This is a genomic window from Micromonospora sp. NBC_01699 (genome assembly GCF_036250065.1).
Taxonomy (GTDB): Bacteria; Actinomycetota; Actinomycetes; order Mycobacteriales; family Micromonosporaceae; genus Micromonospora_G.
In genome coordinates this window covers 6,230,786-6,255,996 of the sequence record NZ_CP109199.1, presented here as the reverse complement: position 1 = coordinate 6,255,996, position 25,211 = coordinate 6,230,786, and the positions used below count along the sequence as shown (strand labels likewise).

The window sequence follows — 25,211 nt, the reverse complement described above, 5'->3', positions numbered from 1 at the left end:
CCCGGACCAGTCCGACCGAACCACCCTCCGTCACCGGCCGGCGTCGACCTCGCGGCCGGTGACGGAACCGGCTCAGCCATCCCCGTCAGGTGACGGAACGACTCAGCCATCCCCGTCCGGGTCGCCCAGCTCCGACAGATCCACGTCGGTCGCCTCGGTGACCGCCCGGATCGCGGTGACCGAGGCATAACCGGCCGCCAACCAGGCCACGTCCGTACCCGGCTGCACCGGCTCGCCGGACTCCTCAAGCGCGGTCCGGACGAAACCCCGCCCCGACTCGGCCACGGTCATCTGCACCTGCCCGAACCCGGCCAGCGTGCCGGCCCGTACGCCGCGCAGCTGCTCGTACGGCAGGTCCGGGGTGTTCACGTTCAGCACGCTCGACCGGGGTCCCGAGGTCAACCGGGGCAGCAACTCCACCGCCACCCGCGCCGCCGTCGCCCAGTTGCGTGCCTCGTCGCCGAACCGCCCGGAGGCGGCCACCGCGGCCCCACCGCTGCCGGCGGTGGCATCGCCGACGGAGAGCACGTCGAGCGAGACCGCCATCGCGTGACAGCCGTTCGCGGCGGCGGTGAAGGCCGCCCCGACCGTGCCCGAGTGCAGCACCGCCCGCCCCACGTTGGCGCCCCGGTTGATCCCGGACACGACCACCGTCGGCGGCGGCCCGAACGCGCCGTGGATCGCGATCAACGTGATGAAGCCCGGCGACCCGGCCACCCCGTACGCCGGGATCCCGGTCAGCTCCTCGACCGTGTGCTCCTCGACGACCACCCGGCCCTCCCGCTCCACCGCGATCATCGCCGCGCTGGTGCCGCTCGCCTCCTCGGCCGGCGCCGCCACCACCACGTCGTACCCCCGGTCGGCCACCGCTGCGGCCAGCCACCGGATGCCCGGCGCGGCGATCCCGTCGTCGTTGGTGACCAGGACCCGTACGGTCACCGGCCGGCCGCCCGTCCGGCGAAGTCGTCCGGCGTCATCCGGTCCTGCCGACCGGCGCCGACCGGGGTCAGCCGGACCCGCTCCACCAGGCCGGCGATCGAGTCCGGTCGGCCGGTGCCCAGCCCGTGCCGGGTCACGTTCAGCGCCCCGGCCGCCGCACCGGTACGCACGGCCAGCTCCAGCCCGCCACCGCCCGCCAGTACGGCCGCCACCCCGGCGGTCATCGAGTCGCCGGCGCCACGTGGATCGGCAGCCTCCAGGCGTGGCCCGTGCACCTCGTAGACCTCGCCGTCGACCAGGGCCAGCGCCGGCTCGTCGGCCCGGCTGACCACCACCGACTCGGCCCCGGTCGCGTGCAGCTCGTACAGCACCCGGGTCAGTTCGGCCTCGCTGTCGTCGTCGGCCAGGCCGTCCCGGAGCAGTTCCTCGTGACTGACCTTGAGGAACGACACCCCGCCGTCGAGCACCGCGCGCAGGTGCTCGCCGGACAGGTCGGCCACCACCCGGCTGCCGTTGCCGCCCAGGTCGGCGGCGAGTCGCCGGTAGATGTCCGGCGGCACCAGGGATCGGTGACCCGGCCCGCTGAGCACGCTGACCGGTGCTCGCAACCCCTCGGCCAGGGTCAGGTTGTAGAGGTCGTCCAGCTCGTGCCGGTTGAGCGCGTGCCCCGGCACGTCGACGATCTCGTCCCGCCGGCCGTCGCGGCGGTCGTGCACGTACCCGCCGCTGGACGAGTCCCGGCGGACCACCTTCAGCTCGACCCCCTCGCTGGCCAGCAGCGGTTCGAGCACCTGGCCGATCTCGCCGCCGAGGCTGGCGCAGAGCACCACCCGGGTGCCGAGGCAGGTGATCATGCGGGCCTGCCAGACCCCCTGGCCACCGGGATGCAGGTGGAGTTCCGACTCGTCGGCCGGCTGATCGATGGTCACTGTCAGTTGTGGAGCGGGCGCGAAGACCATGACGTGGGCATTCATGACCCCCACGTTTCCCTACCCGGCGAACGCCGGGCGGCAGATTGGCGAACATCGCTCAACCGATCGTCGACACGGACCGTCGACACCGACCGTCGATTCCGCCGTCGACCCCGCCCGCCGTACGGGCTGTCGCGAACGGCGTTCACGTGGTGCACTGTCCGGCATCCATCGACCGAGGAGAGCCGGTGCCGAAGCAGGACGTCTTCCACTACACGGTGCAGGCACGGTGCGGCCGGGCCGACGCCGTACGGCTGCTCGCCGACCTGAACGCGCAGGCCGACCTGCACCCGTTGATCATCTCGGTCCGACCCCGGCCCGCCCGCCCCGGCGCGCTGCACAGCTACACCATCTCCGACCGGCTGGCCTGGGGACCGTTCACGTTCCGCACCACCTATCAGGCGGACATCCTGAAGGCGACCGAGGACGAGGTGGAGACGGTCGCCCGGCAGTGGCCGAACACCACCGTCCGCAACCACGCCCGGCTCAGTTCCGAACCGGACGGGGTCACCCGGATCGACGTACAGATCACGCTGTCCGCGCCGGGACCGCTGTTCGCGTACGCGTTCCGGCAGGCACGCACCGCGCACCTGGCCCTCGGGTCGCGGATCCGGGCCACCCTCGACGCCGGCCCCACCGCCTGAGTGGTGCCCGCCCGACCGGGGGCGGGCACCACGATCGGCTCACCGCCAGGTGTCGGACCAGGTGGCGGTGCAGGGCGCGTAGGTCGGAGGGTTGCGGGTCCGGTTGGGATCGCTCTCCCAGATCACCTGCGACCCGTCCTTCTTGATGTACTTGTACTGCACCGGCGCGCTCGGCGGCAGCGTGACCGAGGCCCGCCAGACCGGGTACGCGGCCGACGACAGCGGCACCGCGCTCGCCGGATCCCAGTTGCCGAGCGCCGCCGTGTTGCCGGTGACGAAGACGTTCTGCCCCCAGACGGTGGTCGCGTTCACCTCGAAGGTGACCGTGGTGGCACCGGCGCAGAGCCCCGGCGGCGGGCTGCTCGTCGGGGTGGCGGCGGTACGGGCGTTGACGTGCAGCGCCAGCGCGCCGTTGGCGGGCACCGTGGCGGTGAACTGACCGGCGGCGTTGACCGTGTACCGGGCCCCGGTGCAGGTGCCGGCCGAGTAGTCGCCGGCCATCACGTCGCAGTACGTGCCCGCCGGCAGGCTGCTCTGGAACGTCCGGGCCAGCGCGGTCCCGCCCCGGTTGAACGCCGCGTACGCCACGCTGCCCCGGCCGAAGCCGATCTGGTTCGAGCCGTTGCTCCACCAGTTGGTGACCGCCGCGCCGGCCGCGGTGTTGCGCAGCCCGACCATGTTCGCCGTGGTCCGCCAGCGGTGCTCGCAGGCCCAGCCGCTGGCACAGTCGACCGAGGTGGTGGTGCCGCCGCTGGTCGGTGGGCCGACCTCCGGATCGGTGAAGGTGAAGCTCGACATCACCTGCGGCACCCCGTACGGCCAGGCGATCATGAACGCCTCGGCCAGCGCGTACGACGAGCCGTTGTGGTAGGTCAACTTCGCCCGGCCGTTGCGCTGGGTGTCGTGGTTGTCGACGAACGCGACCGCGTCGGCCGAGCCGAGCCGCATCGACGAGGCGAGGTTGTTCAAATTCGACAGGGTCCCGTCGCGGAAGGCGGTGCCGACCACGTCGCCGTACCGGAACTCGGTGACGTCGCCGACGCCGGCGTACTCCTCGGGGGTGGGTTCGCCGGCACCGCCCTCGATCACCTCGGAGAAGACGTAGGGATCGCCGGTCACCGGGTCGACGATCGCCGCCAGGTCCGCCGCCGGCAGGTGCTTGGCCGCGTCGACCCGGAAGCCGTCCACGCCGAGCGAGACCAGGTCATTGAGGTACGCGACCAGCTTGCCGCGCACGTACGACGACTCGGTCCTCAGGTCGGACAGGTCCACCAGTTCGCAGTTCTGGATCTCCCAGCGGTCGCCCCAGTTGGCGATGTCGTCGTTGCCGTTGCGCCCACAGTGGTGGAAGTCGCCCGTCCCGTACGGCACCGCCGGATAGGCGTAGTGACCGTACGTCGACCCGCCGCTGCCGGCCCCGGTGGACGCCCCGCCGGCCATGTGGTTGACCACCGCGTCGACGTAGATCTTCACCCCGGCGTTGTGGCAGGTCTGCACCATGGCGGCGAAGGCGGCCCGGTTGCCCCGGCGGCTGGTCAGCTGGTAGCTGACCGGCTGGTAGTCCTGCCACCAGGGGTAACCCCGGTCGGGCAGGACGACGTGCTCCTGCGGCGGGGAGACCTGCACCCCGCCGAAGCCCTTCGGGCCGAGCACGCCTGTGCACTCGTTGGCGACCGATGCCCACGGCCACTGGAACAGGTGGACGATGACGTCCTTGCTGCCCGGACTGGCCGGACTCGCGGTGGCCTGCTCGGCCGGTCGAGCGACTGTGCCGGCGAGCAGCGCGGCGACCAGCAGGCCGGTGGTGAACAGGGCGGTGGTGACGGCGGCGCGCTTTCTTCGGACACCCATGGAGATCCTTCGGGGGTAGAGCGACGCGGGACGGGGAGGCGACCTTGCTGGTAGCGCCCGTGTTGCGATTCGATTAACAATTTACTCCCGACAATGTCCTAATAGGAATGCCTCTGCCGGTGGCCCTTCGTGATCCGGAAGAGTTCGGCCGGTCGGGGCGAGCCGAACCCTTGGTGATCATCCGGACGATGGGCCTCGTGTTGCCGGTGGGGGATGGGCGTGAGATTCTGCTGGGCGGTCCGGTGTGGGTGGTTTCGCCGCTGAACCCCCTGACGTCTGCGGAAGAGTGGGTAATCCATGCGTTCGACCCGTTTCCTGGTCGTGGCCTGCCTCGCCTCGACGATCGCCGCGCTCGGCGCCTGCGCCGAGGACCGCCCCGGGTCACCGGGGGCCGCCGTACCCGGCGCCAGCGCCAGCGCGTCGGCGACGGCCGGTGTCGAGCCCGGTGCGTCGGGCGGCGCCACCTCCGCCCCCGGCAACGCCAGCACCGCCCCCGGCAATGCCACCCCGGCGGCCGGTGGTGCGGTGGCCGCCTGCCCGGCCAAGGGTCTGAAGGCCGAGCTGACGATCCAGCGGGCCGGGATGGCGATGCTGCTGCTGACCAACGCCGGATCCGCGCAGTGCCGGGTCGAGGGCTGGGTCAACCTGCGGCTGGAGGCAGCCGACGGCGGTCTGTTGAAGGTCAGCCAGCAGCGGGTCAGCGAGCCGGGCGAAACCGTCGCGGCGTACCTCGATCCCGGCGAGTCCGCGTTCGCCGGGATCAAGTGGACGACCTGCGACAAGTCAGCGGAGAACTGCTCGGTGGCCAGCACCGTACGGGTCGGTCCGGCCGGCGACACCGACCTCGTCGTCGCCCACGTGACCGGCGTCGACGGCGGCAACCAGACGGTCACCGAACTGCCGCTGAGCAGCGTACAGATCGGCACGATCCAGCCCAGCCGCCAGGGCGTCGTCGCCTGGTGACGGGCGGGTGAGAGCGAGCGGGGCGGTTCGGCCGGTCAGCCGCGCGGGCCGTACATGATGATCGCAACACCGACCAGGCAGATCGCCGCACCGGTCAGGTCGTAGCGGTCCGGGCGGAACTTGTCGACCACAACACCCCAGGCCAGCGACCCGGCGACGAACACCCCGCCGTACGCGGCCAGCACCCGGCCGAAGTTCGGGTCCGGTTGGAAGGCGGCGACGAAGCCGTACCCGGCCAGCGCCAGGATCCCGGCGGCGACGAACAGCAGCCCCCGGTGCTCGCGTACGCCCTGCCAGACCAGCCAGGCGCCACCGATCTCGGCGACGGCGGCGAGCAGGAACAACAGCAGCGATCGGGCGACGGTCACGGCAACATTGTCGGTTGTCACCGGCCCGGAGACGGCAGTGGGGCTCCCCGCGACGCGACCTGCGCGCCGTGGGGAGCCCCACCTGTCCCGGCGATCAACAGCCAGGGACCGGGGAAGCGATGGTCAGCCGGTGACCGTGAACGGGACGGTGACCGTCGACTGGCGGCCCTCGGCGGCGGTCGCGTTGACCCGTACCGTCGTTGCCGCGTTGCCGATGGCGTTCCAGACCTCCAGCTTGACGCAACCGTTGGCCAGCGCGGCGAAGCCGCCGGTCGCGGTCTTCACCCCGGCCGCCTGGGTGTACGTCTCGGTGCCGACGACCGGGTCGGTGGCGAAGTAGTTGTACGTCTCCACCCGGCTGTAGCTGCCCGAGCCGGTGAAGTCGTACGACACCCGCGCCTGGACCGCGGCGCCGACCGCGCCACCCGCGTCCACGTGCAGGTTGAACGCGGTCGCACCCGAGTTGTACGTGCCGGTCAGCCCGCAGACCGTGTGCACGACCGCGTTGTGCGGGGCGCCGTCCCAGTTGCCGTTGGCCGCCGGGATGGTGGTGGTGCCCGCACCGGTGCCGGCACTGCCGGACAGCGCCCCGCCGGAGCGGACGTGGAGCAGGTTGGAGCGGACCACCGGCGGCGGCGTCGTCGCCGGCGGTGTTGTTGCCGGCGGTGTGGTCGCTGGTGGTGTGGTCGCTGGCGGTGTGGTCGCTGGCGGTGTGGTCGGCGGGACGGTCGGGGTACCGGTGGGGTTGCCGATGCCGCCGTTGGCGTTGCCGCCGCTCCAGGTGAACGCTCCGGTGGTGGCGGTCTTGCCGGCCGCCACGGCCAACGTGCGGCCGTCGGAGAAGGTCACCGTGATCGGGTTGCGGGTGATGTTCGAGGCTACGTAGGTCTTCACGCCGTTCTTGGTGTAGACCGCGTACAGCGGGGTGTTGGCGGTGACCGTGGTGTCCACCTGCCCCAGTGCCGCGAGGTTGCGCAGCCAGTGGAAGGTGTGCGCCCGGCTCTCACCCTCCTCGATCGCGTACGTCGGGTTCGCCCGGAAGCTGGCCAGCGCGGCGTCGGGTTCGGCCATCGCCCGGAACGACCAGAGCACGTCCTGCCACACCGTTGGTGGACCACCGTTGTTGGTGACCAGTTCGTTCCAGTTGGTGGTGACGTACGCCGGCTTGTAGCCGAGGTAGTTCGAGGCACCGGTGATCGGCAGCATGTTGATGCCCTGGATCATCTCCGGCTCACCCGAGAACCAGGTGGCGTACGCGCCGCCGTCGCCCCAGACCATGCCGACCGTCTTGTGCGCGAACGCGGCCGGGAAGTTGCTGTCGGCCGAGTCGAACCAGTACTCCTGGATCGCCTGCGCCTGCGTGGTGTAGATGAACAGCCCGGCGTCGCGTACGGCGGTGTTGCCGGTGGCCAGGCCCCACTGGATCAGGGCGGAGGCGAAGTTCATCCCCTCCGAGGAGGACTCCTGGTTGTTGCCGGCCAGGAACGAGCCGTGGCCGGAGGCCCAGTCGTGCCCGGCGAAGATGTCGAAGTCCCGCAGGAACGGGAACATCGGGTCGTTGCGGTCCGGGCTGTTCGCGTCCCGGATCAGCAGGTTGACCATGCCGCCGTACTGGCTGGTGGTGGCCCAGGTCGGGTCGAACTTGGCCAGCGTCGCGGCGGCGGCGATGTAGTAGCCGTAGTGGAAGTGGTGGTCGTTGAGTTCCAGGTCGGAACCGTACGACGCGGGGTAGCCGACCAGCGTGCCCCAGGCCTGGTCGTAGTGGAACACCCGTGCGGTCTTGCCCGTCGAGGCGGTGAACCAGTCGTTGAGCCGGGTCCGGATCGCGTTCAGCAGCAGGTCCCGCTGCGCGGTCCGACCGAGCTGGTCGGCGATCTCGGCGAGCCGGGCGGCCCGGCCGAGGCCCTTGCCGGTCCAGTAGGTGTCGTTCCCGAAGCCGGCCAGCGGGTCACCGGTGGCGACCTGGTCCAGGTAGCCGCCGAGGGTGGCGAGGTCGGCGCCGCTGGAGGTGGCGACGGCCGGGATCTCGGGCAGCACACCCTGATAGCGGATGTTGGTGCTGAACGAGCCCGTGCCGACCAGGGTCTTCATCGGACCGCGTGGCGAGATGTACGTCTGTCCGATCGGCGTGCCACCGGCGAGGTTCTTCCAGTGGTGCGGGTAGAGCGAGACGACGGTGCCGCTGGCGGTGCCCTCGCGGGCGGTGGTGGTGAAGGCGTACGTGGCGGTCACCATGCTGGTCGCGGCGTTGAAGCCCCACGAGACGCGGGTACCGGTGACGTGGGCGTGCGCGTACTGGCCGTAGCTGTCGAGCAGGGCGGTGCGCTCGGCGGCCGAACTGCTCGGGGTGGTCGGCAGGACCGCGACCGAGAAGTAGCCCCGCCCGGCCAGGGTCGAGGTGAACGTGTTGCCGCTGACCGTCCAGGTCGCCCCGGTCGGCGCGTACGCGACGTAGTCGTGACCACGGACCGTGTAACCGATCCGACCGCCGCTGTTGGACCAGACGGTCGGCGTGCTGGTCAGGCTGAGCTGGGCGTTGCCGCCGGTGACCTGGGCGTACACGAACGGAAGCCCGTGCCCTACGGTCGCCTTCAGGGTCCGGGTCCCGTCCGACCAGTACGGCGTGACGGTCCAGTCGGTCCAGCCGTCCACCTTGACGTCGGGGGAGTTCAGCCCGGTCACGCCGAGGGTGAAGTCGGCACTGTAGGTGTAGTGGAACTCGCCGGGGCCGGTCGGTGAGCCGGAGATCCCCGCGGTGGTGGTGTAGGAGACGCCGAGCCCGCCGGCCACCGGGTCGTACGACGCTGGGTGGGCGTGCAGCGGCTCGGAGTACGCGCAGTCGAGACGCTTGTACAGCAGCGAGGACCACCAGTCGTTGGTGGGGATCGCGCCGGCCGGAGCGTTGGCGGTGACGTACCGGCGGGGGTTGGTGGAGATGTCCGCGCAGCCGGCGGGCGGTGCGGCCCCGGCCGGGCGGACGGTGGCGTAGCTGCCGGCCCCGAGCGGGTCGGCGCCCGCGCCACCGGGTACGGCGAAGGTGAGTCCGCCGACCACGAGCGCGACGGTCGCGCCGGCGGCCAGCACACGGCGATACAGGGTCGAACGGGCCGGTCGCGGCCGGGTGTCCGGTTGGCCGCCGTCGTCGGGTACGACGTGGCGGAGGGACAGGTCCATGGTGCCTCCGGTCGGGGACGGTCGGTGCGCTGAAGGTTTCGCGCACATTAAGGGGGCGTTGCGTCAGAGCACCAGAGATGGTGGCTGCTGTCAATGTCTCGACTCGTTCTTTGCGTAACAGCCGGGTCGGTGGGGGATCTCTGTTGACACTGCGCGGTGCGGCGGGCTAACTTTGAGAGAGCGCTCTCACGACCCCGCCGAGCGAGGTGGGAGCCTCGCTCGGCGGGTTACAGAGAGCTAGGAAAAGAGCGCTCTCTGCCATGGGCTTCGATGTCCGCCCCCGTTGTGGTGGCGACCGCGGGTGCCATTCACCATGTTCTTGGAATGGATTCGGCGACATTCTCGCCGGTCATTCCCGTCTGCCGAGTAGCGCCCCGAAAAACCTGTCAAAAAACTGTTATCGGATCACACGTTGCCGGTCGTGAGCACTGTGGACGGAGGCGGTCGGGCTCGCCGCCCGCCCGCTCGCCTTCCGCCCGCCCCCTCTCGCTCGCCTCATGCTCGCCCCTTGTCCGTCGCCGCCGGTGCGGCGATGCCGTACGGCCGGGTCAGGCGGTCTCGGCCGGGGCCGGTGCGTGTTCGGCCGGCGGGGCGTGCTTCGCCGGTGCGTGTTGCGCCGTCCCGGCCGGCAGTCCCGGCGGCCGGCGCAGGGTGGCGAGCGTGACGGCGAGGGCGGCGACGAGCAGTCCCGCGCCGACCGTGAAGGCCAGGCGGTAGCCGCCGGTCAGCGCCGCCGCCCCGCTCGCGCCCTCGGCGAGCAACCCGTCCGTACGCCCCGCCGCGAGGGTCGACAGCACCGCGACTCCCACCGCCATGCCGATCTGCTGGGTGGTGTTGAACAGGCCGGAGGCGAGCCCGGCGTCGTCGTCGCCGGCACCGGACATGCCCAGCGCGGTGAGTGCCGGGAGGGCGAGTCCGAAGCCCGCGGCGAGCAGCATCACCGGCAGCAGGTCGGTGACGTAGTCGGCGTGCACCGGTAGGCGGCTGAGCAGCCCGAGCATCCCGATCAGCGACACGATTCCGGCCACCAGCACGCTCCGCTCACCGAAGCGGCGGTTGAGCCGGGCGGAGGCGCCGAGCGAGACCGCGCCGATCGCGGTCGCCGCCGGCAGCATCGCGAGGCCGGTCGCGGCGGCGCCGTAACCGAGCACGTTCTGTAGGTAGAGGGCGACCAGGATCTGGAACGAGAAGAGCGCGGCCACCATCAGGATCTGCACCAGGTTCGCCCCGGACACCGCGCGCGACCGGAAGATCCGCAGCGGCATCAGTGGGTTGCGGGCCATCGCCTGCCGTACCACGAATCCGGCGAGCAGGACGGCGGCAAGCGCACCGGAGCCGAGCGTACGGACCGAGTTCCAGCCCTGTCCGTCGATCTGCACGACGGTGAGGATGCCGAGCATGAGCCCGGCGGTGACCAGCGCGGCGCCGGTGACGTCGGCGCCGGCCGCCAACCCGAGTCCCCGGTCGACCGGCAGCACGGGCAGGGCGACCGCGAGCACGGCGAGCCCGATCGGCAGGTTGATGAAGAAGATCCAGTGCCAGCTCAGCGCGTCGGTGAGCAGCCCGCCGAGGACCGAGCCGATCGAGGCGCCGGCGGCACCGGTGAAGCTGAAGACCGCGATCGCCCGGCCCCGCTCGGTGGGCTCCACGAAGAGCGTGACCAGGATGCCCAGGCTGACCGAGGCGCTCATCGCGCTGCCGACACCCTGTCCCAGCCGGGCCGCGATCAGCATGCCGGGGGAGGTGGCTGTGCCGGCCAGCAGCGAGGCCGCGGTGAACACCACGACGCCGGTGAGGAACAGCCGCCGGCGGCCGATCAGGTCGCCCAGCCGCCCGGCCAGCAGCAGCAGGCTGCCGAACGGGACCAGGTAGGCGTTGACGACCCAGCTCAGACCGGTCGGGCTGAAACCGAGGTCGGCCTGGATGGCCGGCATCGCCACGGTGACGATGCTGCCGTCGAGAACGATCATCAGCATGCCGGTGGCGATGACCCCGAGGGCCAGCCAGCGGGACCGGGGTGGGTTGGTGGTGGGAAGAGCGGACACGGCGGTCCTCCTGCTCGTACGGACGATCTCGTACCGGAACAGGAGGACCGTAGCAGATGGTTTTGTTATAGACGATCTGTTTGTGATCTAGTTCCCGCGCTGGCGGGCTCGCCGTACCGGTTGGGGATTCTCGACCGGGCTGGCCAGATGCCCGTCGACCAGGCGATTCAGGGCGCGAAGGAAGGGCTCGCGCTCGTCGGCGGCAAGGGCGCCCAGCGCCTCCTCGTGCACCCGGTCGACGATCCGCTGACTCCGTTCGGCGACCCGGGCGCCCTCCGGGGTGACCGCGATGATCCGGGCCCGCCGGTCGGTGGTGGAGGCGCGGCGTACGGCCAGGCCGGCCTTCTCCAGCGCGTCGACCGTCACCACCATCGTGGTCTTGTCCATGTCGCCCAGTTCGGCGAGCTGGATCTGCGTCCGCTCCTCGGCCAGGGCGTGCACCAGCACGCAGTGCATGCGCGCGGTGAGCCCGATCTCGGCGAGGGCCGCCGCCATCCGGGTCCGCAGCACGTGGCTCGTATGGTCCAGCAGGAACGACAGATCCGGTTCGGTACGCGTCGGCGCCATGGCGGTCATGCCGACCAGCATAGCCACCTAGATCCGTAACAGATCGTCTAATAGCAGACTTATCCCGCTGCGTGCCCGCTTCCCTGCTGCCAGCATCCCTGTCGCCTGTTGCCCCGCTGGTTGCCGGCTGCCGCTGGGTGGGGTCAGGTGGGTGGACCGAAGGTCAGGGCGACGCGTACCGCGGCGTCCCGGAGCGGGGTGAACCGACGGGCCTGGGCGATCCGGCCGACCCGGTGCGAGAGCCGGACCAACCGCTGGGTCGGCCGACGTCGCCGGTTGTCGTACTCGGCCAGTCCGGCGGCGATCGAGGTCGCGTCGGCCAGGCAGTGCCCGAGCGTCACCGCGTCGACCAGCGCCTCACCGGCACCCCGCCCCAGATCCGGGGTCATCGCGTGCGCCGCGTCGCCGATCAGGACCACGTTGCCGTCGAGGTAACCCGGCAGCGGCCGCGCGAGCTGGTAGAGGTCGTGCCGCAGGACCTCCGCCGGCCGCAGCCGGCTCAATACCTGCCGTACGCCCGCGTGCCAGTCACCGAACCTGGCCCGCAGTGCCGCTACCTCGCCCTCCGGCGAACGTCCGCCGGGCGGGGCGAGCGCGGTGGCGTACCAGTTGGTCCGACCGTCCTCGCGCGGGGTGACGCCGAACCGCTGTCCACGCCCCCAGGTCTCGCTCACCGTGTCGGTCGCCCCGTCCACGGTGCCCCGCCAGGCGGTGGCGCCGACATAACGTGCCCCGCTGTCGGTGCCGAAGATCGCCGTACGGGTCCGGCTGAACACCCCGTCGGCCGCCACCACCACGTCGAACCCCGTCCGGTACGCGGCGAGATCGGTCACCGGGCTGTCGAAGCTAACGGTGCCGGGGGCGACCGCACCGGCGAGCAGCCCGAGCAGTGCCGGTCGGGAGATCAGGTGCACCGAGTCGCCGGTGCGGCGGGCGATCGCGCTCACGTCCAGCCGGGCGATCCGGCTGCCGTCCGGGCGGAGGAAGGTGCCGTGGCGCTGCCGGGCGCCGAGCGCGCGTACGTCCCCGCCGAGGCCGAGGGCGTCGAGGGCGCGCAGCGACGCCGGCCACATGCCGAGCGCGGTGCCGGAGCCGCCGAGGGCGGGCGCCCTCTCGAAGACCCGTACCGTCCAGCCGGCCTGCTGCAACATGATCGCTGTTGCCAGTCCGCCGATGCCACCGCCGATGATGCCCGCTCGTCTGGTCACGTGATAGCCCGCCCGTCCGGTCATGTGATGCTCGCTCGCCTGGTCTGAGCGGACCGTACTACGGCTGTAGTTAGCTGTCACTACGGATGTAGTTGAATTGACTATGGCTGTAGTCGAATTAACTACGGGTGTAGTTCGTTAGGGTGGGCGGATGTCGTCCCGGTTGGACCAGCTCACCGATGCCGCGATCCGGGTGCTCGGGGGACAGGGGCTGCGTCAACTCACCCACCGTGCGGTGGACGCCGAGGCCGGGTTGCCGGCCGGCTCCGCGTCCAACCACTTCCGTACCCGGGACGCGCTGCTCGGCGGAGTGGTCGCGCGGTTGGCCGTGCTGGACCGGGCGGACTGGCAGCGGATGACCGGCCCGGAGCACCCGGTCGACCTCGACGAGCTGGCCCGGTTGCTGGCCGAATTCGTCCGGACCGCGGTCGGCCCGGCCCGGCCGCGTACGGTCGCCCGCCTCGCCCTCTGTCTCGACGCTGCGGTCCGGCCGCAGTTGCAGGCCGACCTCGGGCAGGGCAACGCCGAACTGGTCCGCTGGGGAGCACCCTGGCTGGGTGCGGTCGGCTCACCCGATCCGGAACGGCACTGCCGGCTGCTGCTGGACCACATGGACGGTGTGATCATGCACCAGCTCGCCTTCCCCGACCCGGACTTCGACCCCACCCCCGGCCTGCGACTCCTGCTCGGCGCGATAACGAGCCCCACCACCACCCGCACCCCCGCCTGACCGCCCCGTCGACCACCGCGTCCGCTCCGGGCAGCGGTACGGATCTCCCCGGCCGGGTTTTCTGTTGCGCCGCCGCTCCCGGCGAGTCTCCTGATCAGGAGGGCCGTCGGTTCTCCTCCCGGCCCGGCCGATCTTCGGCCGACCCCGGCCCGAGGCGAGCGGAGGGACCACCATGCCGGTTTCGGGACCCGCCGGTCCGGACGGCCCGGCCCGATATGTCTGACCTCCGGACGACCGGCCGACACACCGCACCCGCACCGGTCGACCCCGCCGGCATCCGCCGCCCACCGCTCTCCGCCGCCGACCGCCCCTCCCCGGCCCCTGCCCCCGGTCGCCGCTCCCCGGCCTCTGCTCCCGACCGCCGCTCCCCGGCCTCCGCTGCCGATCACCGTGCACCGGTCCCTGCTTCCGATGACCATCGACCGGTCCCCGCTGCCGGTCACCACTCGCACGTGTCCCCTGCGAATCGCCACTCGCCGTCGGCCGCTGCCAGTCGCCGCTCCCTGGCGTCCGCTGCGAGTCATCACTCACCGGCTCTCGTCGATCACCTCGACCCGCCGACGGATCACGTGCGGCGGCTCGACCCGTCGACCGGGCAGCCGGCTGCGGGTTGGCGGGGCGGCCACCGCCGGCCGGCCGGTCGCGCCGCACGGATCGGTCCCGTCGTCGCGGTCGGTGTCGGCTGGCTGGTAGTGGTGCTCGTCGCGCCGCACCTCACCGTCGGTCCGGGATGGCGGTCGATCGCGCTGTTCTGTCACCTGGCCAGTCTCGTGATCGGCTTCGGAGCCGTACTCACCGTGGATTGGTTCAGCCTGCGCTGGATTCTGCGCCGGGAACGGCTCGGCACCGTACTGGGCATGGCGCAGGGGGCACACCTGCTGATCTGGCTCGGTCTGGTGGGCCTGGTCGTCAGCGGTGCGGCACTGCGCCCCGACACCTCGTCCGGGCTGGTGCAGCTCAAGCTGGTCGCCGTACTCGCGGTGGGGATCAACGGGCTGTTCCTGGGCCGCGTACGCGACCGCCTCGCCAACCTCGGCGACACCCCCACGCACTGGTCCCGCCTACTCCCCGGCGCCCTAGCCGCCACGATCTCCCAACTCGGCTGGTGGACCGCCACCATCATCGGCTTCTGGAACTCCACCCCCTAACCCCCCACCCCCCGCCCCCCACCCCCCTCACGGCGCCGATCTAGGGCGAATGGGGGTTACTTGATCTCTAATCACACGTATTTGCCCTAGATCGACGCGCCCGGGGGCGGGCGCGGGGGCACGCGAGGGGAGGGGGAGAGGGGGAGAGGGGAGGGGGAGGGGCGGGGTTAGTTCATGGAGAGGTGGACGTGGTTGGTGTGGTCGCTGGAGGGGTCGCCGCCGCCGTTGTACGCCTTCCAGCCGCTGCCGGGTAGCCAGATCTGCTTGAACCAGATCACGTAGAGCACGCCGAGGCGGCTGGCGTTCTTGACGAAGTACGCCGCCAGGTTGTTGCCGTACGTCCGGTCGCCGCCGGTGGCGATTCCGCCGAAGCCGCCCTTCTCCGCCGCGAAGTCGCAGGCCCGGCCCTTCGGGTGTTCGCCCGAGCCGCCGCTGCGGAAGCAGGAGACGAAACGGGTGAAGCCGGCCGCCTTGGCCTGGTTCATCGCGTTGAGGGTGCGCGGGGTGATGCAGCCGGTGGTGGTCGGGTCGTTGACGCTGCACGACTCCTTCGGCCACGACCCGTCCGAGTTGCGGGGGGCCGGCTTGGCCGTGGGGGAGGTGGTGCTGGCGGTGACGCCGGGGCTGGAGCCGCCGCTGCCGGCGAGCGCGAGCGCCCGTTCGGCCTGCTGCTTGCGCTTGGCCATGATGTCGAGCTGCTTGCGCTGCTCACGGATCTCGTTGTCGATCGCCGCCTTGGCCCGGGTCTCCTGGTCCCGTACCTCGATCAGGTCCCGGAGCTGGCGGTCCTCGTTGGCGGCGACCGTGCCGAGGGAGGACGCACGGTCCAGGAAGCCGTCCGGCGAGTCGCTGTTGAGCAGGGCGGTGAGGGGCCCCAGGCGCCCGGTGCGGTACGCCAAGCCGGCCAGTTCGCCGACGGTCCGGGTCCTGGTGACCACTTCGGCCTCCAGGGTGACCAGGTGCGCGGCGAGCTGCTGCTGCCGCTTGGTGGAGTTGTCCAGTGCCGCCTGGGCGTCGAGGTAGCCCTTGGCCGCGACGTCGAGCTGCTCTCGCAGGCTGTCGCTGCCGCCCTCGTCGTCGGTGCCGCCGGGGGCGGCGGCGAGCACGTTCGCGGCGGTCAGCGGGGCGGTGCCGAGGGGGGCGGTGCCGAGGGGGGCGGGTGCGGCCAGCGCGGCGGTGGGGGTGACCGAGGCGGCCAACAGGGTGAGGGTGATCGCGATCGCGGTACGGACCGCGCGCGGATGGCGGGGTCGTACGGGCGCCAACAATGGCATTCGGTGCACGTCCTTCCGTCAGCCGCCGACCGGGTTAGCTGACGGGTTCGGGACGGAAGATCCCTACCGCTGACGCGGATGCACCCCAATGACGCGATGGTTCCCCGGCTCGCATGTGCGATTAGGCGACGGTCACCACAGGCGCCGGAGGGCGCCGCCCGGCGATGACCGGAGCCGAGCCTACCGGCCGGCTCCAGTACGGACAGTGGTCGCTTGTCAGAGGATCAAAGTGAATCGAAATGATATGCCGGATATAACCATAAAATTTCACCCGGTCGGGCGACAAAAATTAAGGCCAAGGTAAGCGAAGAGTGGTCACCTTCCGGTGCCCGGTAAGGAGCGCTACCGGCAGCGCCACCTACCCGTGCCGTCCGCGACCGTACCGAAGCGGGTGACGGGCGTGCCCGGCCGTACCCGGCCGGGCGGCGGGCGTACCCGATGGGGTTTACCAGTCGGTGGGGCCGCAGCCCTCGGTCGCGCTGCCCGGCTCGACCTGGAGGGTGGCGTGTGCGATGTCGAAGTCGTCGTGCAACGCCCCGCGGGCGGCGGCCAGCACCGCGCCGACCTCGGCGCCGGCGGACAGGGTGAGGTGCGCCGAGGCGACCTCCATGCCCGAGGTGAGCGTCCAGACGTGCAGGTCGTGCACGTTGGCGACACCGGGTACGGCACAGAGCCGGGCGGCGACCGTGGGCACGTCGAGGTGCTCCGGTGCGGCCTGCACCAGGATCCGGATCGCGGCTCGGGCCAGCCGCCAGGTCCGGGGCAGGATGAACAGGCCGATCGCGACCGCGACCAGCGGGTCGGCCCACCACCAGCCGGTGTTCGCGATCACCAGCGCGGCGACGATCACCCCGGCCGAGCCGAGCGTGTCGCCAAGCGCCTCCAGGTAGGCGCCGCGCAGGTTGATGCTCTCCCGTGCCCCGGCGCGCAGCAGCCCGAAGGCGACCAGGTTGGCCAGCAGACCGACGATGGCGACCCCCAGCATCGGCCCGGCCAGCACGGTCGGCGGGTGCTCCTGGCTGAACCGGCGGGCGGCCTCGACCAGCACGTAGATCGCGACGCCGAACAGCAGCACGGCGTTGGCCAGTGCCGCGAGCACCTCCAGCCGGTAGAGGCCGAAGGTCCGCTGCGGGTCGTCGGTGGCGTGCCGGGTCGCGGTGATCGCGGCCAGTGCCATGCCGATTCCGAGTACGTCGGTGAACATGTGCCCGGCGTCGGAGAGCAGCGCCAGCGAGCCGGTGGTGAGGGCGGCGACCGCCTCGACGATCATGACAACGACGAGCAGCCCGAAGGCGGACCAGAGCCGTCCCCGGTGCCGCTCGGCGGCGCGCATCGCCTGCGCGCCGTGGTCATGACCCGTGCCCACGCACACACCCTCCGTCAGCCGGTACCGCTATAGCCCAACATATGCTGATATCGCAATGTGTGCCACCGAGTCGAACCGGCCGGGTGCCGGAAGGGTGCGAGGGCTCAGCCCTCGTTCGCCATCGCCGCCACGATCGGGGCCCGGCTCGCCCGGCGGGCCGGCAGCAGCCCGGCCAGGACCGCCGCGCCGCAGGCCAGGCCCGCGCAGAGGGCCAACTGCCCCACCGGTACGACCGGCAGCCCGTGCCCGTAGCTGCTGATCAGCCCGAGTGCCGCGGTCCAGCCGACCCCCACCCCCAGGGCGATCCCGGCCAACGCGCCGACCAGCGCGATCAGCGCCGCCTCGACCAGCAGCATGCGCCCGAGCTGCCGTCGGGACAGGCCCAGCGCCCGGAGCGTGGCCGACTCCCGGGTGCGCTCGAAGACCGACAGCGAGAGCGTGTTGCTGATCCCGAAGAGCGCGATCAGCACCGACATGCCGAGCAGCGCGGCGAAGATGCCGAGCAGCTCGTCCAGCGTGGCCGACAACGCGTTCGCCTGGTCTGCCGCACTGCTCAACCGCACCACCGGGTACGCCCGCAGCAGCCCGTCGAGCGCCTGCCGCCCGGCTGCCGTACCGACACCGGGGGCGAGGTCGATGAGCAACTGGTTCGGCGCGCCCGGACCGTACGCGGCGGTGAACCGGCTCCACTCGACCAGCGCCGTACCGCTGGTCGGAGCGTCGTCGTAGAGCGCGACCACGACCAACGAGCCCCCCACACCGTCGCCCCCGGACGAACCGGTCGGCTCGGTCGGGCCGGTTGGGCCGGTCGGCTCGGTTGGGCCGGTTGGCTCGGTTGGGCCGGTTGGCTCGGTTGGGCCGGTTGGCTCGGTTGGGCCGGTTGGGCCAACCGGATCGGTCGGCCCAACCGGATCGGTCGGGCCGGTCAGGGTGTCGGGCAGGCCGAGCGGGAGCCGGTCGCCCACGCCGATGTTGCGGGCCTCGGCCAGCCGGCGGCTCACCGCCACCGTGCCCGGCCGCAGGGCGGCCAGGTCACCGTCGGTCACCTCCGGCCGGATCGGGCCGCGCAACTGCTCGGGCGGCACCGACCAGACCCGGACCTGCGGGTCCGCCGGTGCCGGTGCGAGCCGCACCTCGGCCACCGTCGCGAACGCCGGGTCGGCCCGGAGTACGCCGGCCAGCTCCGCCGGCAGCGTGCCAGGGGTCACCCCGGGAGTGCCGTCCACCCGGGCCCGGTCGAGCACGAAGTCCACCGGGAAGTTCTCGGTCAGCTCCCGTCCGGTCTGGTCCCGGGCGGTCCCCAGCAGCACCGCGAACATCGACATCAGCGCCACCCCGACGGTCAGCGCCATGGTGGTCGCGGCGGCCCGGCGCGGGTTGCGCCGCGCGTTCGCCACCGCCAGCCGGGCCACCGGTCCGAACAGCCGGGCCGGCAGCCAACCCAGTACGCCGACCGCGCGCGGAACCAGCAGCGGCGCCGCCACCACCGTCCCGAGGAAGAGGATCATGCCGCCGCCGAGCACCACCGGCAGCCCCGGAAAGGCCAGCGGCACCCCGATCACGATCGCCAGCAGGCCCAGCCCGGCCAGCCCGGCGGCGATCAGCAGCCGGACCCGTCCGCGTCGACCGGTCGAACCGCGCAGCTCGGCGGTGGCACTGCCGTGCAGCGCGGCCAGCGGCGGCACCCGCCCCGCCGCCAGCGCCGGTACGAGCGCCGCCAGCACCGACACCAGGGTGCCGAAGCCGATCGCCACCGCCACCGTCGGCCAGCGAACCACCGGCGCGTGCAGCGGGATGTCGGTGGCGACCAGTTCCCGCCCCCAGATCAGCCCGTAGCCGACCAGCAGGCTCATCGCCAGCCCGCCCAGCGACGCCAGTACGCCCAGCGCCAGCGCCTCCAGCAGCACCGCGATCCCGACCTGCCGGCGGGAGGCGCCGATACAGCGCAGCAGGCTCAGCTCGCGTACGCGCTGGGCGGCCAGGATCGCGAACGTGTTGTAGATGACGAACGCCGACACGGTCAGCGAGACCAGCCCGAATCCGATCAGCACCGCCAGGAAGCCGTTGACGTACTTGCCGGCCTGCTCGGCCAGCTGCTGCCGAAGCCGGTCACCGGTGGACACCACCAGCCGTGGATCGCCGGTCACCTGCGCCACCCGGTCGGCCAATGTCTCCGGGTCGACCCCGGGCGCGGCCCGGATCACCACCTGCGCGTACCGCTGTGTGCCGGTCAACCGGGTCAGGTCGGGTTCGGTCAGGGCGGCCACCGGGGAGCCACCGAAGAGCCGGTTCACGCCGAGGTCGAGCACCCCGACCAGGGTCAGCCGGTGCGACGCGCCGGCCTGGTCGAGCAGGGTCACCGGGGCGCCGAGCGCGTACCCGGTGCCGGCCACCGTGGTCTTGTCCACCGCGACCTCGCCGGCCGTGCGGGGCAGCCGCCCGGCCGCCACATCGTACGGCGCGAGTGACGCCACTCCGGGCACCGAGAGTCCATACCCGACGTGGCCCTGCTGGGTCAGCAGCCGGCCGTCCCGGTCGAGCAGGCCCAGCCAGGCGATCACCCGCCCGTCCACCTCGGCCACCCCATCGACCGCCCGGATCCGGGCCACCGTGTCGGCCGACACCAGGGTCTCGGCCGGTTCCACCACCACGTCCACGTTCCGGGCCGAGCGGGCCAGGTCGTCGTAGAAGGCGGCCCGAGCGGTGTCGCCGTAGACCAGCGTGCCGGCGAGGAAACTGACCCCGACCACCACCGCGAAAGCGGTCAACAGCAGCCGTACGGCATGGGCCCGCAGCCCGGCCGCGGCCAGGCGCAGCAGCGGCCAGCTCACGTCGGTCCGTGTCCCGTCATCGCCCCGTGTTCCGTCACCGGCCCATGCTCCGTCATCGTCGACCTGTCCGCCACGACCGGACGTGCCGTCCCGGACCGGCGTTCCGCCACTCTCCCCGCCGGGACGGGCGTTCCGCCACTCTCCCCTCCCCGGACCGGCGTTCCGCCGGCGGCGCCTGCTCGCTCAGGCACCCGCTCAGGCACCCGCTCGGACGCCGCTCAGGCACCGCTCGGGCATCGCTCGGGCACTGCTCGGGTGCCGCTCGGTGGCTGTCCGGTAGCGGACGGGCGGATCGCCGGGCAACATCGAACCGGCACACACCGACATCAACCGATGCCCGCCACGACGGCGGGGGAGGAGATCGAGGATGCGAGTTCGACCCCGTACCACCACCGTCCTGTTTGCCGTGCTGACCCTGACCGGCGTACTGGCCGCAGCCGCCCCGGTCGCAGCTGCCCCGGCCGGTGCCGCCGTCGCGCCTCCGGCAGCCTCGGCCCGAGCCGGCACGATCTTCCCCGCCACGTTCGCGCTGCCGGACGGGTTCCAGCCGGAGGGGATCGCGATCGGGGCCCTGCCGTACGCCTTCTTCGGCTCGCGCGTCTCCGGCGCCATCTACCGGGTCAGCCTGCTCACCGGGCGGGGTGAAGTGATCAACCCCGGTTCGGGCACCCCGTCCCAGGGACTCAAGGTCGACCTGCGTGGGCGGCTCTTCGTCGGTGGCGGTAACAGCACCAGCGGTGCCGCCGCCAAGGTGTTCAATGCGTTCACCGGGGAACTGCTGACCACGTACCGGTTCAACAGCGTGCCGAGTTTCGTCAACGACGTGGTGCTCACCCCGGAGGCGGCCTGGTTCACCGACTCGACCAACCCGGTGCTGTACAAGCTGCCGCTGGACCGGCGGGGTGGCCTGCCGGACGCGGACGAGGCGGTCGCCCTGCCGCTGACCGGTGACATCGCCTACGGCGCCGGGATCAACGCCAACGGCATCGAGACCGCCCCGGACGGGCGGGGCCTGTTGGTCGTCCAGTCCACCACCGGCCTGCTCTTCCGGGTCGACCCGACCACGGGCGTGGCCCGGACCGTCGACCTCGGCGGCGAGGTGTTGACCAACGGCGACGGCCTGCTGCGCGACGGCCACACCCTCTACGTCGTACAGAACCGCCTGAACACGGTCGCCGTCTACCACCTCGACCGCGCCGGTACCACCGCCCGCCTGGTAAAGAAGGTCACCTCACCAGCCTTCGACGTCCCCACCACCGTGGCCGCCTACGCCAACCGCCTCTACCTCCCCAACGGCCGCTTCACCACCCCACCCACCCCCACCACCCCCTACACCACCACCTCCATCCCCCGCCCCTGACCCCCTTAACCCCCTGACCCCGTGCCCCGCGCCCCAAACCCCTCGCCGATCTAGGGCAAATACGTGTGGTTAGAGATCAACTAGCACGTATTTGCCCTAGATCAACGCGAGTTAGGGGCGGGGGGAGGGGGAGGGGGAGGGGAGGGGAGGGGAGGGGGAGGGGTCGAGGGTGGTTAGGCGTTGGGTGGCTCGGGAGAGGGCTACGTAGAGGGTGCGGATGCCGGATTCGGAGTCGGTACGGATCTCGGTGGGGGCGATCAGCGCGACGCCGTCGTACTCCATGCCCTTGGCCTGGAGGCTGGTGACGACCTGGAGGCGCGGCCCGGCCAGGTGTTCCAGCCAGGCCGCGACCTCGTCCCGGCGCGGCACCGGCGTGATCACCCCGACCGTGCCCTGGACCTCCGCGAGCAGGTCGGTCACCGCCTGCACCGTGGTCGCGGCCAAGTCTTCCGGCGGTACGGTCAGCGCGATCGGCTCGACCCCGGTGGTACGCACCGCGACCGGCAACGGAAGATCGGGTGCCACCTCCCGGATCACCTCGGCGGCCACCGCGAAGATCTCCGCCGGGTTGCGATAGTTCGTGGAGAGGGTGAACTCGTGCCGGGGACGGCGACCGAGCGCCTTGTCCCGGGACTGGGACAGCTCGTGGGCTTCGCCGGTCCAGGCGGTCTGGGCCGGATCGCCGACCACGGTCCAGGAGGCGAGCCGACCGCGCCGGCCGATCATCCGCCACTGCATCGGCGACACGTCCTGGGACTCGTCCACCACCACGTGGGCGTACTCCCGGTAGTCCTCGTCCCGCTCGACCGGGGTCCGTGCCGCGCGCTGCCGGTCGGCGTACGTGCTGACCTCGCGTACGCCGCCGGAGAGCAGGTACGGGTCGCGCCGGCGCTTCGCCGCGCGCATCGGCTTGCCGAGCAACTCGTCCAGCTCGTCCAGGATGGCGACGTCGGCGATCGTCGGCCCGTCGGCGTCCAGGCTCCGCAACGAATCGCCCAGTGCCCGGATCTCCCGGTTGGACAGGATCCCCGACGCGTACGCGCGCAGCCGCTCCGGCCGGGTCATCCAGCCCAGTACGTGCCACGGGTGCAGTTGGGGCCACCAGGCCCGGATGAAGTCCCGGAAGTCGCCGCGTTCGGCCAGTTCGCCCTCGAAGTCGCGCCGCTGCGGCAGCCGGCCGGCGCGCATCCGCTGCGCCTGGGTCCAGAGCGCGTTGAACAGCCCGTCGATGCCGGCCCGGCGGACCTCGTTGCGCCGGGCGCCTCGGGGCAGGGCCCGGACCCGGATCGCGTCGAGTTCGCCGGCCCCGAGCCGGAGCAGCTCGCCCCGGTAGAGCAGGCGCAGTTCGGTGGGGCCGTTCGGGACCGTGTCGTGGGTGGCCCGCTCCAGCACCCGACGCATCCGCAGCGAGCCCTTGATCGCCGCGATGGCGGTCGGGTCCGTACGCGTGGCGACCACGCCGGGGAAGAGTGAGCCGAGCGAGTGCAGGGTGGCGGTCTCCTCGCCGAGCGAGGGCAGTACGGAGGCGATGTACTCGACGAAGACCCCGGACGGCCCGACCACCAGTACGCCGCCCCCGGCGAACCGGTTGCGGTCGGAGTAGAGCAGGTACGCGGCCCGGTGCAGGGCGACGGCGGTCTTGCCGGTCCCCGGCCCACCGGAGACGATCGTGACACCACCGGCGGGGGAGCGGATCGCCTCGTCCTGCTCGCGCTGGATGGTGGAGACGATGTCGCGCATGCCCCGGCCGGTCGCCTTGGCCAGCGAGGCGAGCAGCGCCCCGTCCCCGACCACCCGCATGTCGGCCGGTGCGGCACCGGGGTCGAGCAGGTCGTCCTCGATCCGGGTGACCTTCTCGTTGGCGGACTGGATCATGCGGCGCCGGACCACGCCACGCGGGTCGGCGGCGGTCGCCTGGTAGAACGCGGCGGCGGCGGGTGCCCGCCAGTCGATCACCAGCGGCTCGGCCCGCTCGCCCCGTACGCCCAGCCGGCCGACGTGCAGCACCTGCCGGTCGCGCAGGTCCAGCCGGCCGAAGACGAGCCCCTCGTGTTCGGCGTCGAGGGACTGCCGGCGCCGGGCGGCGTGGAAGACCATCGCGTCCCGTTCGACGAGCGCGCTGAAGTTGCCCACCCGGGCGAGATGGTAACCCTCCTGCTCAGCCTGGACGGCGGTCCGGCGCAGCTGGGCCAGCCGGGCGTAGACCAGGTCGAGATGCCGCTGCTCGGCGGCGATCTCCTGTTGCAGGGTGGTGAGGTCGGTCAACGTGCAGACTCCCGGTTGGTCGGTCGCGGCCCGCGACGCCGAGCCCGGCCGATCGGGCCGGGCAGGCGCGCGGACGCGCAGGATTGCCAGGAAGCGAGGGTACGGGGTATCCGTCCGGCCGTTCCGCGCCGATCACCTGATCGGACCCGGACGGGTCAGCCGGACGACCCTCCCGTACCGGCGCGACGCTGGCTGGGGATCGGCGTGAGGGCCCGGCGGACCACGTCGAGCAGGGCGGCGTTCACCTCGTCGGGGCGTTCCAGCATGAGCATGTGCCCGGCGCCCGGACAGACGGTCAGTTCGGTGGCCGGGAGCGTCCTGACGATCGATTCGGCGCACGGTGGTGGGGTGAGCCGGTCCCGGTCGCCGACCAGCGCCGCCACCGGTAGGTGAGCGAGGCCGGCGAGGGTGTCCAGCCGCTGCTGCCGGCCGATCGAGGACCGCAGCCCGCCGATCGAGACCAGTGCCGCGCGGGCGACCGCCGACGTGGTGAGCCGGATGTCGTCCGGCTCACACTCGTTTCCGAAGAGCAGCCAGCGCAGGGTCGGCCGCAGCACCCGCAACAGCGGTCCGGGCGTACGCAGACCGCCACAGCGGGCCAGTACGTCGGCCCCGGTGGTCTCGGCGAGCCGGATCAGCCAGGTGACCCGTGACGGCAGGCCGTAACAGGTGTGGGTGTCGCCCTCGGCGGTGGTGGCGATGAGGACCAGGCCGGCGATCCGGGCGGCGAAGTCGTCGGGGTGCCGGTGGGCGTACTCCATGATCGTCATGCCGCCGAGCGAGTGGCCGGCGAGCACCACCGGACCGGTAGGCGCCATCCGGTCGAGTAGTTCGGCGAGGTCGTCGCCGAGTCGATCGAGGGTGGCCGTACCGAGGTGGCTGACGCCCGATCGGCCGTGACCACGGGCGTCGTAGCTGATGATCCGGACCGTGTCGCCCAGGTGCTCGACCAGTGCGGACACCTGCCGGTGCCAGATTCGGTGATCCAGGGTCCAGCCGTGCAGCAGCACCACGGTCAGCGGCGCACCGCCCGATCCGACCTGCTCGACCCGGAGCCGGACCCCGTCGGACAGCTCGATCCCATCGGAGTAGTCGATGCCGGGCGGGTCAGGCGGGTTCGGCGGCGGTTGCTCGCGGGCGGGCAGGGTGGCCGTAGGGAGGGCGGCGGTGAACGGGGCGGCGGTGGACACGGTGGCCGTGGCTGGCGCGGTGGCGCGCAGGATGGCCGTGGATGGGCCGAAGCCGACCGGGGCGATCCGGGTCGGGCGTTGCTCGGACATGGCCACCTCCGGGTCGCCCGAGGGTCACCGTACCCGCGGGTAACAAGCGTACCCGTGACCGTGGCCGGCCGCTGGGGTTGCGGCCCGGCGGTTTGCCGCGGGTTCCGCCGGTCGTTCCGGTTGGTGCCGGATACCCGGTCGGCGTCCGGTACCGATCCGTCGGGTGGTGTCGTGATCCCTCAAATAGTGCGAAAAGCGGCGAACGCCCCGGTCCGGCGTGTTGGCCG

The 25,211-nt window shown here is 72.0% G+C and carries 18 protein-coding genes and 1 riboswitch; of the genes, 5 read left to right on the top strand and 13 right to left on the bottom strand.

What is annotated here, in order from left to right:
• Window positions 1-102: 102 nt before the first annotated feature.
• Together surE and OG792_RS25370 are read right to left on the bottom strand one after the other, a co-directional pair.
• Complete coding sequence (gene surE / locus OG792_RS25375) at window positions 103-939, bottom strand: 5'/3'-nucleotidase SurE (protein ID WP_329102969.1); 837 nt, start codon at window positions 937-939, stop codon at window positions 103-105.
• Window positions 936-1,913 carry a 1-phosphofructokinase family hexose kinase gene (locus tag OG792_RS25370; RefSeq protein WP_329102966.1) on the bottom strand — a complete coding sequence of 326 codons (978 nt, stop codon included), beginning with the start codon at window positions 1,911-1,913 and terminating at the stop codon, window positions 936-938. Before OG792_RS25370 ends, surE begins: the two co-directional genes overlap by 4 nt.
• A 185-nt stretch (window positions 1,914-2,098) precedes the next feature.
• On the opposite strand from OG792_RS25370, the gene OG792_RS25365 reads away from it, so the two are divergent.
• Window positions 2,099-2,554 carry an SRPBCC family protein gene (locus OG792_RS25365; RefSeq protein WP_329102965.1) on the top strand — a complete coding sequence of 152 codons (456 nt, stop codon included), beginning with the start codon at window positions 2,099-2,101 and terminating at the stop codon, window positions 2,552-2,554.
• A gap of 39 nt (window positions 2,555-2,593) precedes the next feature.
• On the opposite strand, the gene OG792_RS25360 is transcribed toward OG792_RS25365, so the two are convergent.
• Complete coding sequence (locus OG792_RS25360; RefSeq protein WP_329102964.1) at window positions 2,594-4,405, bottom strand: carbohydrate-binding module family 20 domain-containing protein; 1,812 nt, start codon at window positions 4,403-4,405, stop codon at window positions 2,594-2,596.
• Window positions 4,406-4,702: 297 nt separating this feature from the next.
• Here OG792_RS25360 and OG792_RS25355 point away from each other — a divergent pair, with 297 nt between their 5' ends.
• On the top strand, window positions 4,703-5,368 hold the full coding sequence (locus OG792_RS25355; protein ID WP_329102962.1) for a DUF4232 domain-containing protein: 666 nt from the start codon (window positions 4,703-4,705) through the stop codon (window positions 5,366-5,368).
• 35 nt (window positions 5,369-5,403) lie between these two features.
• Here the strand turns inward: OG792_RS25355 and OG792_RS25350 are convergent, their stop codons facing one another.
• From OG792_RS25350 to OG792_RS25330, 5 genes are all read right to left on the bottom strand, one after another.
• The gene (locus OG792_RS25350; protein WP_329102961.1) at window positions 5,404-5,736 is read right to left on the bottom strand and encodes a YnfA family protein; all 333 of its coding nucleotides are present in this window, start codon (window positions 5,734-5,736) and stop codon (window positions 5,404-5,406) included.
• Between the two features lie 123 nt (window positions 5,737-5,859).
• The gene (locus tag OG792_RS25345) at window positions 5,860-8,910 is read right to left on the bottom strand and encodes a glycosyl hydrolase (RefSeq protein WP_329102960.1); all 3,051 of its coding nucleotides are present in this window, start codon (window positions 8,908-8,910) and stop codon (window positions 5,860-5,862) included.
• Between the two features lie 548 nt (window positions 8,911-9,458).
• Entirely contained in the window at window positions 9,459-10,955 is a 1,497-nt protein-coding gene (locus OG792_RS25340) for a DHA2 family efflux MFS transporter permease subunit (RefSeq protein ID WP_329102958.1), read from the bottom strand.
• 87 nt (window positions 10,956-11,042) lie between these two features.
• Window positions 11,043-11,531 (bottom strand): MarR family winged helix-turn-helix transcriptional regulator, encoded by a 489-nt coding sequence (locus tag OG792_RS25335; RefSeq protein ID WP_329102956.1) that lies wholly within the window; start codon window positions 11,529-11,531, stop codon window positions 11,043-11,045.
• Between the two features lie 134 nt (window positions 11,532-11,665).
• Window positions 11,666-12,754 (bottom strand): FAD-dependent oxidoreductase, encoded by a 1,089-nt coding sequence (locus OG792_RS25330; protein WP_329102954.1) that lies wholly within the window; start codon window positions 12,752-12,754, stop codon window positions 11,666-11,668.
• A 127-nt stretch (window positions 12,755-12,881) separates the two neighbouring features.
• Between OG792_RS25330 and OG792_RS25325 the strand changes: the two genes are divergently transcribed.
• Window positions 12,882-13,460: a TetR/AcrR family transcriptional regulator gene (locus tag OG792_RS25325; protein ID WP_329102952.1), complete on the top strand. Its 579-nt coding sequence runs from the start codon at window positions 12,882-12,884 to the stop codon at window positions 13,458-13,460.
• 569 nt (window positions 13,461-14,029) lie between these two features.
• Window positions 14,030-14,608, top strand: a complete 579-nt coding sequence (locus OG792_RS25320) for a hypothetical protein (RefSeq protein ID WP_329102950.1) — start codon at window positions 14,030-14,032, stop codon at window positions 14,606-14,608.
• A 167-nt stretch (window positions 14,609-14,775) separates the two neighbouring features.
• Here OG792_RS25320 and OG792_RS25315 read toward each other — a convergent pair whose 3' ends face one another.
• From OG792_RS25315 to OG792_RS25305, 3 genes are all read right to left on the bottom strand, one after another.
• Window positions 14,776-15,882, bottom strand: coding sequence for a coiled-coil domain-containing protein (locus OG792_RS25315; RefSeq protein ID WP_329102948.1), 1,107 nt, complete (start codon window positions 15,880-15,882; stop codon window positions 14,776-14,778).
• Window positions 15,883-15,889: 7 nt separating this feature from the next.
• A riboswitch (cyclic di-AMP (ydaO/yuaA leader) is annotated at window positions 15,890-16,020 on the bottom strand.
• A 307-nt stretch (window positions 16,021-16,327) separates the two neighbouring features.
• Complete coding sequence (locus OG792_RS25310; RefSeq protein ID WP_329102947.1) at window positions 16,328-17,248, bottom strand: cation diffusion facilitator family transporter; 921 nt, start codon at window positions 17,246-17,248, stop codon at window positions 16,328-16,330.
• Between the two features lie 104 nt (window positions 17,249-17,352).
• The gene (locus OG792_RS25305; protein WP_329102945.1) at window positions 17,353-20,079 is read right to left on the bottom strand and encodes an ABC transporter permease; all 2,727 of its coding nucleotides are present in this window, start codon (window positions 20,077-20,079) and stop codon (window positions 17,353-17,355) included.
• Window positions 20,080-20,446: 367 nt separating this feature from the next.
• On the opposite strand from OG792_RS25305, the gene OG792_RS25300 reads away from it, so the two are divergent.
• On the top strand, window positions 20,447-21,439 hold the full coding sequence (locus OG792_RS25300) for an SMP-30/gluconolactonase/LRE family protein (protein WP_329102943.1): 993 nt from the start codon (window positions 20,447-20,449) through the stop codon (window positions 21,437-21,439).
• Window positions 21,440-21,550: 111 nt separating this feature from the next.
• Here OG792_RS25300 and OG792_RS25295 read toward each other — a convergent pair whose 3' ends face one another.
• A complete protein-coding gene (locus tag OG792_RS25295; RefSeq protein ID WP_329102941.1) occupies window positions 21,551-23,704 on the bottom strand; it encodes a HelD family protein in 2,154 nt (717 codons plus the stop codon).
• Between the two features lie 155 nt (window positions 23,705-23,859).
• A complete protein-coding gene (locus OG792_RS25290; protein ID WP_329102939.1) occupies window positions 23,860-24,984 on the bottom strand; it encodes an alpha/beta fold hydrolase in 1,125 nt (374 codons plus the stop codon).
• Between the last annotated feature and the right edge of the window lie 227 nt (window positions 24,985-25,211).

What these genes read in the sequence shown, in the direction of transcription:
- OG792_RS25360 (WP_329102964.1), bottom strand. Translation starts at nt 4,405, where the DNA reads ATGGGTGTCCGAAGAAAGCGCGCCGCCGTCACCACCGCCCTGTTCACC.
- OG792_RS25315 (WP_329102948.1), bottom strand. Translation starts at nt 15,882, where the DNA reads ATGCCATTGTTGGCGCCCGTACGACCCCGCCATCCGCGCGCGGTCCGT.
- OG792_RS25330 (WP_329102954.1), bottom strand. Translation starts at nt 12,754, where the DNA reads ATGACCGGACGGGCGGGCTATCACGTGACCAGACGAGCGGGCATCATC.
- OG792_RS25345 (WP_329102960.1), bottom strand. Translation starts at nt 8,910, where the DNA reads ATGGACCTGTCCCTCCGCCACGTCGTACCCGACGACGGCGGCCAACCG.
- OG792_RS25335 (WP_329102956.1), bottom strand. Translation starts at nt 11,531, where the DNA reads ATGACCGCCATGGCGCCGACGCGTACCGAACCGGATCTGTCGTTCCTG.
- OG792_RS25325 (WP_329102952.1), top strand. Translation starts at nt 12,882, where the DNA reads ATGTCGTCCCGGTTGGACCAGCTCACCGATGCCGCGATCCGGGTGCTC.
- OG792_RS25355 (WP_329102962.1), top strand. Translation starts at nt 4,703, where the DNA reads ATGCGTTCGACCCGTTTCCTGGTCGTGGCCTGCCTCGCCTCGACGATC.
- OG792_RS25300 (WP_329102943.1), top strand. Translation starts at nt 20,447, where the DNA reads ATGCGAGTTCGACCCCGTACCACCACCGTCCTGTTTGCCGTGCTGACC.
- OG792_RS25290 (WP_329102939.1), bottom strand. Translation starts at nt 24,984, where the DNA reads ATGTCCGAGCAACGCCCGACCCGGATCGCCCCGGTCGGCTTCGGCCCA.
- OG792_RS25370 (WP_329102966.1), bottom strand. Translation starts at nt 1,913, where the DNA reads ATGAATGCCCACGTCATGGTCTTCGCGCCCGCTCCACAACTGACAGTG.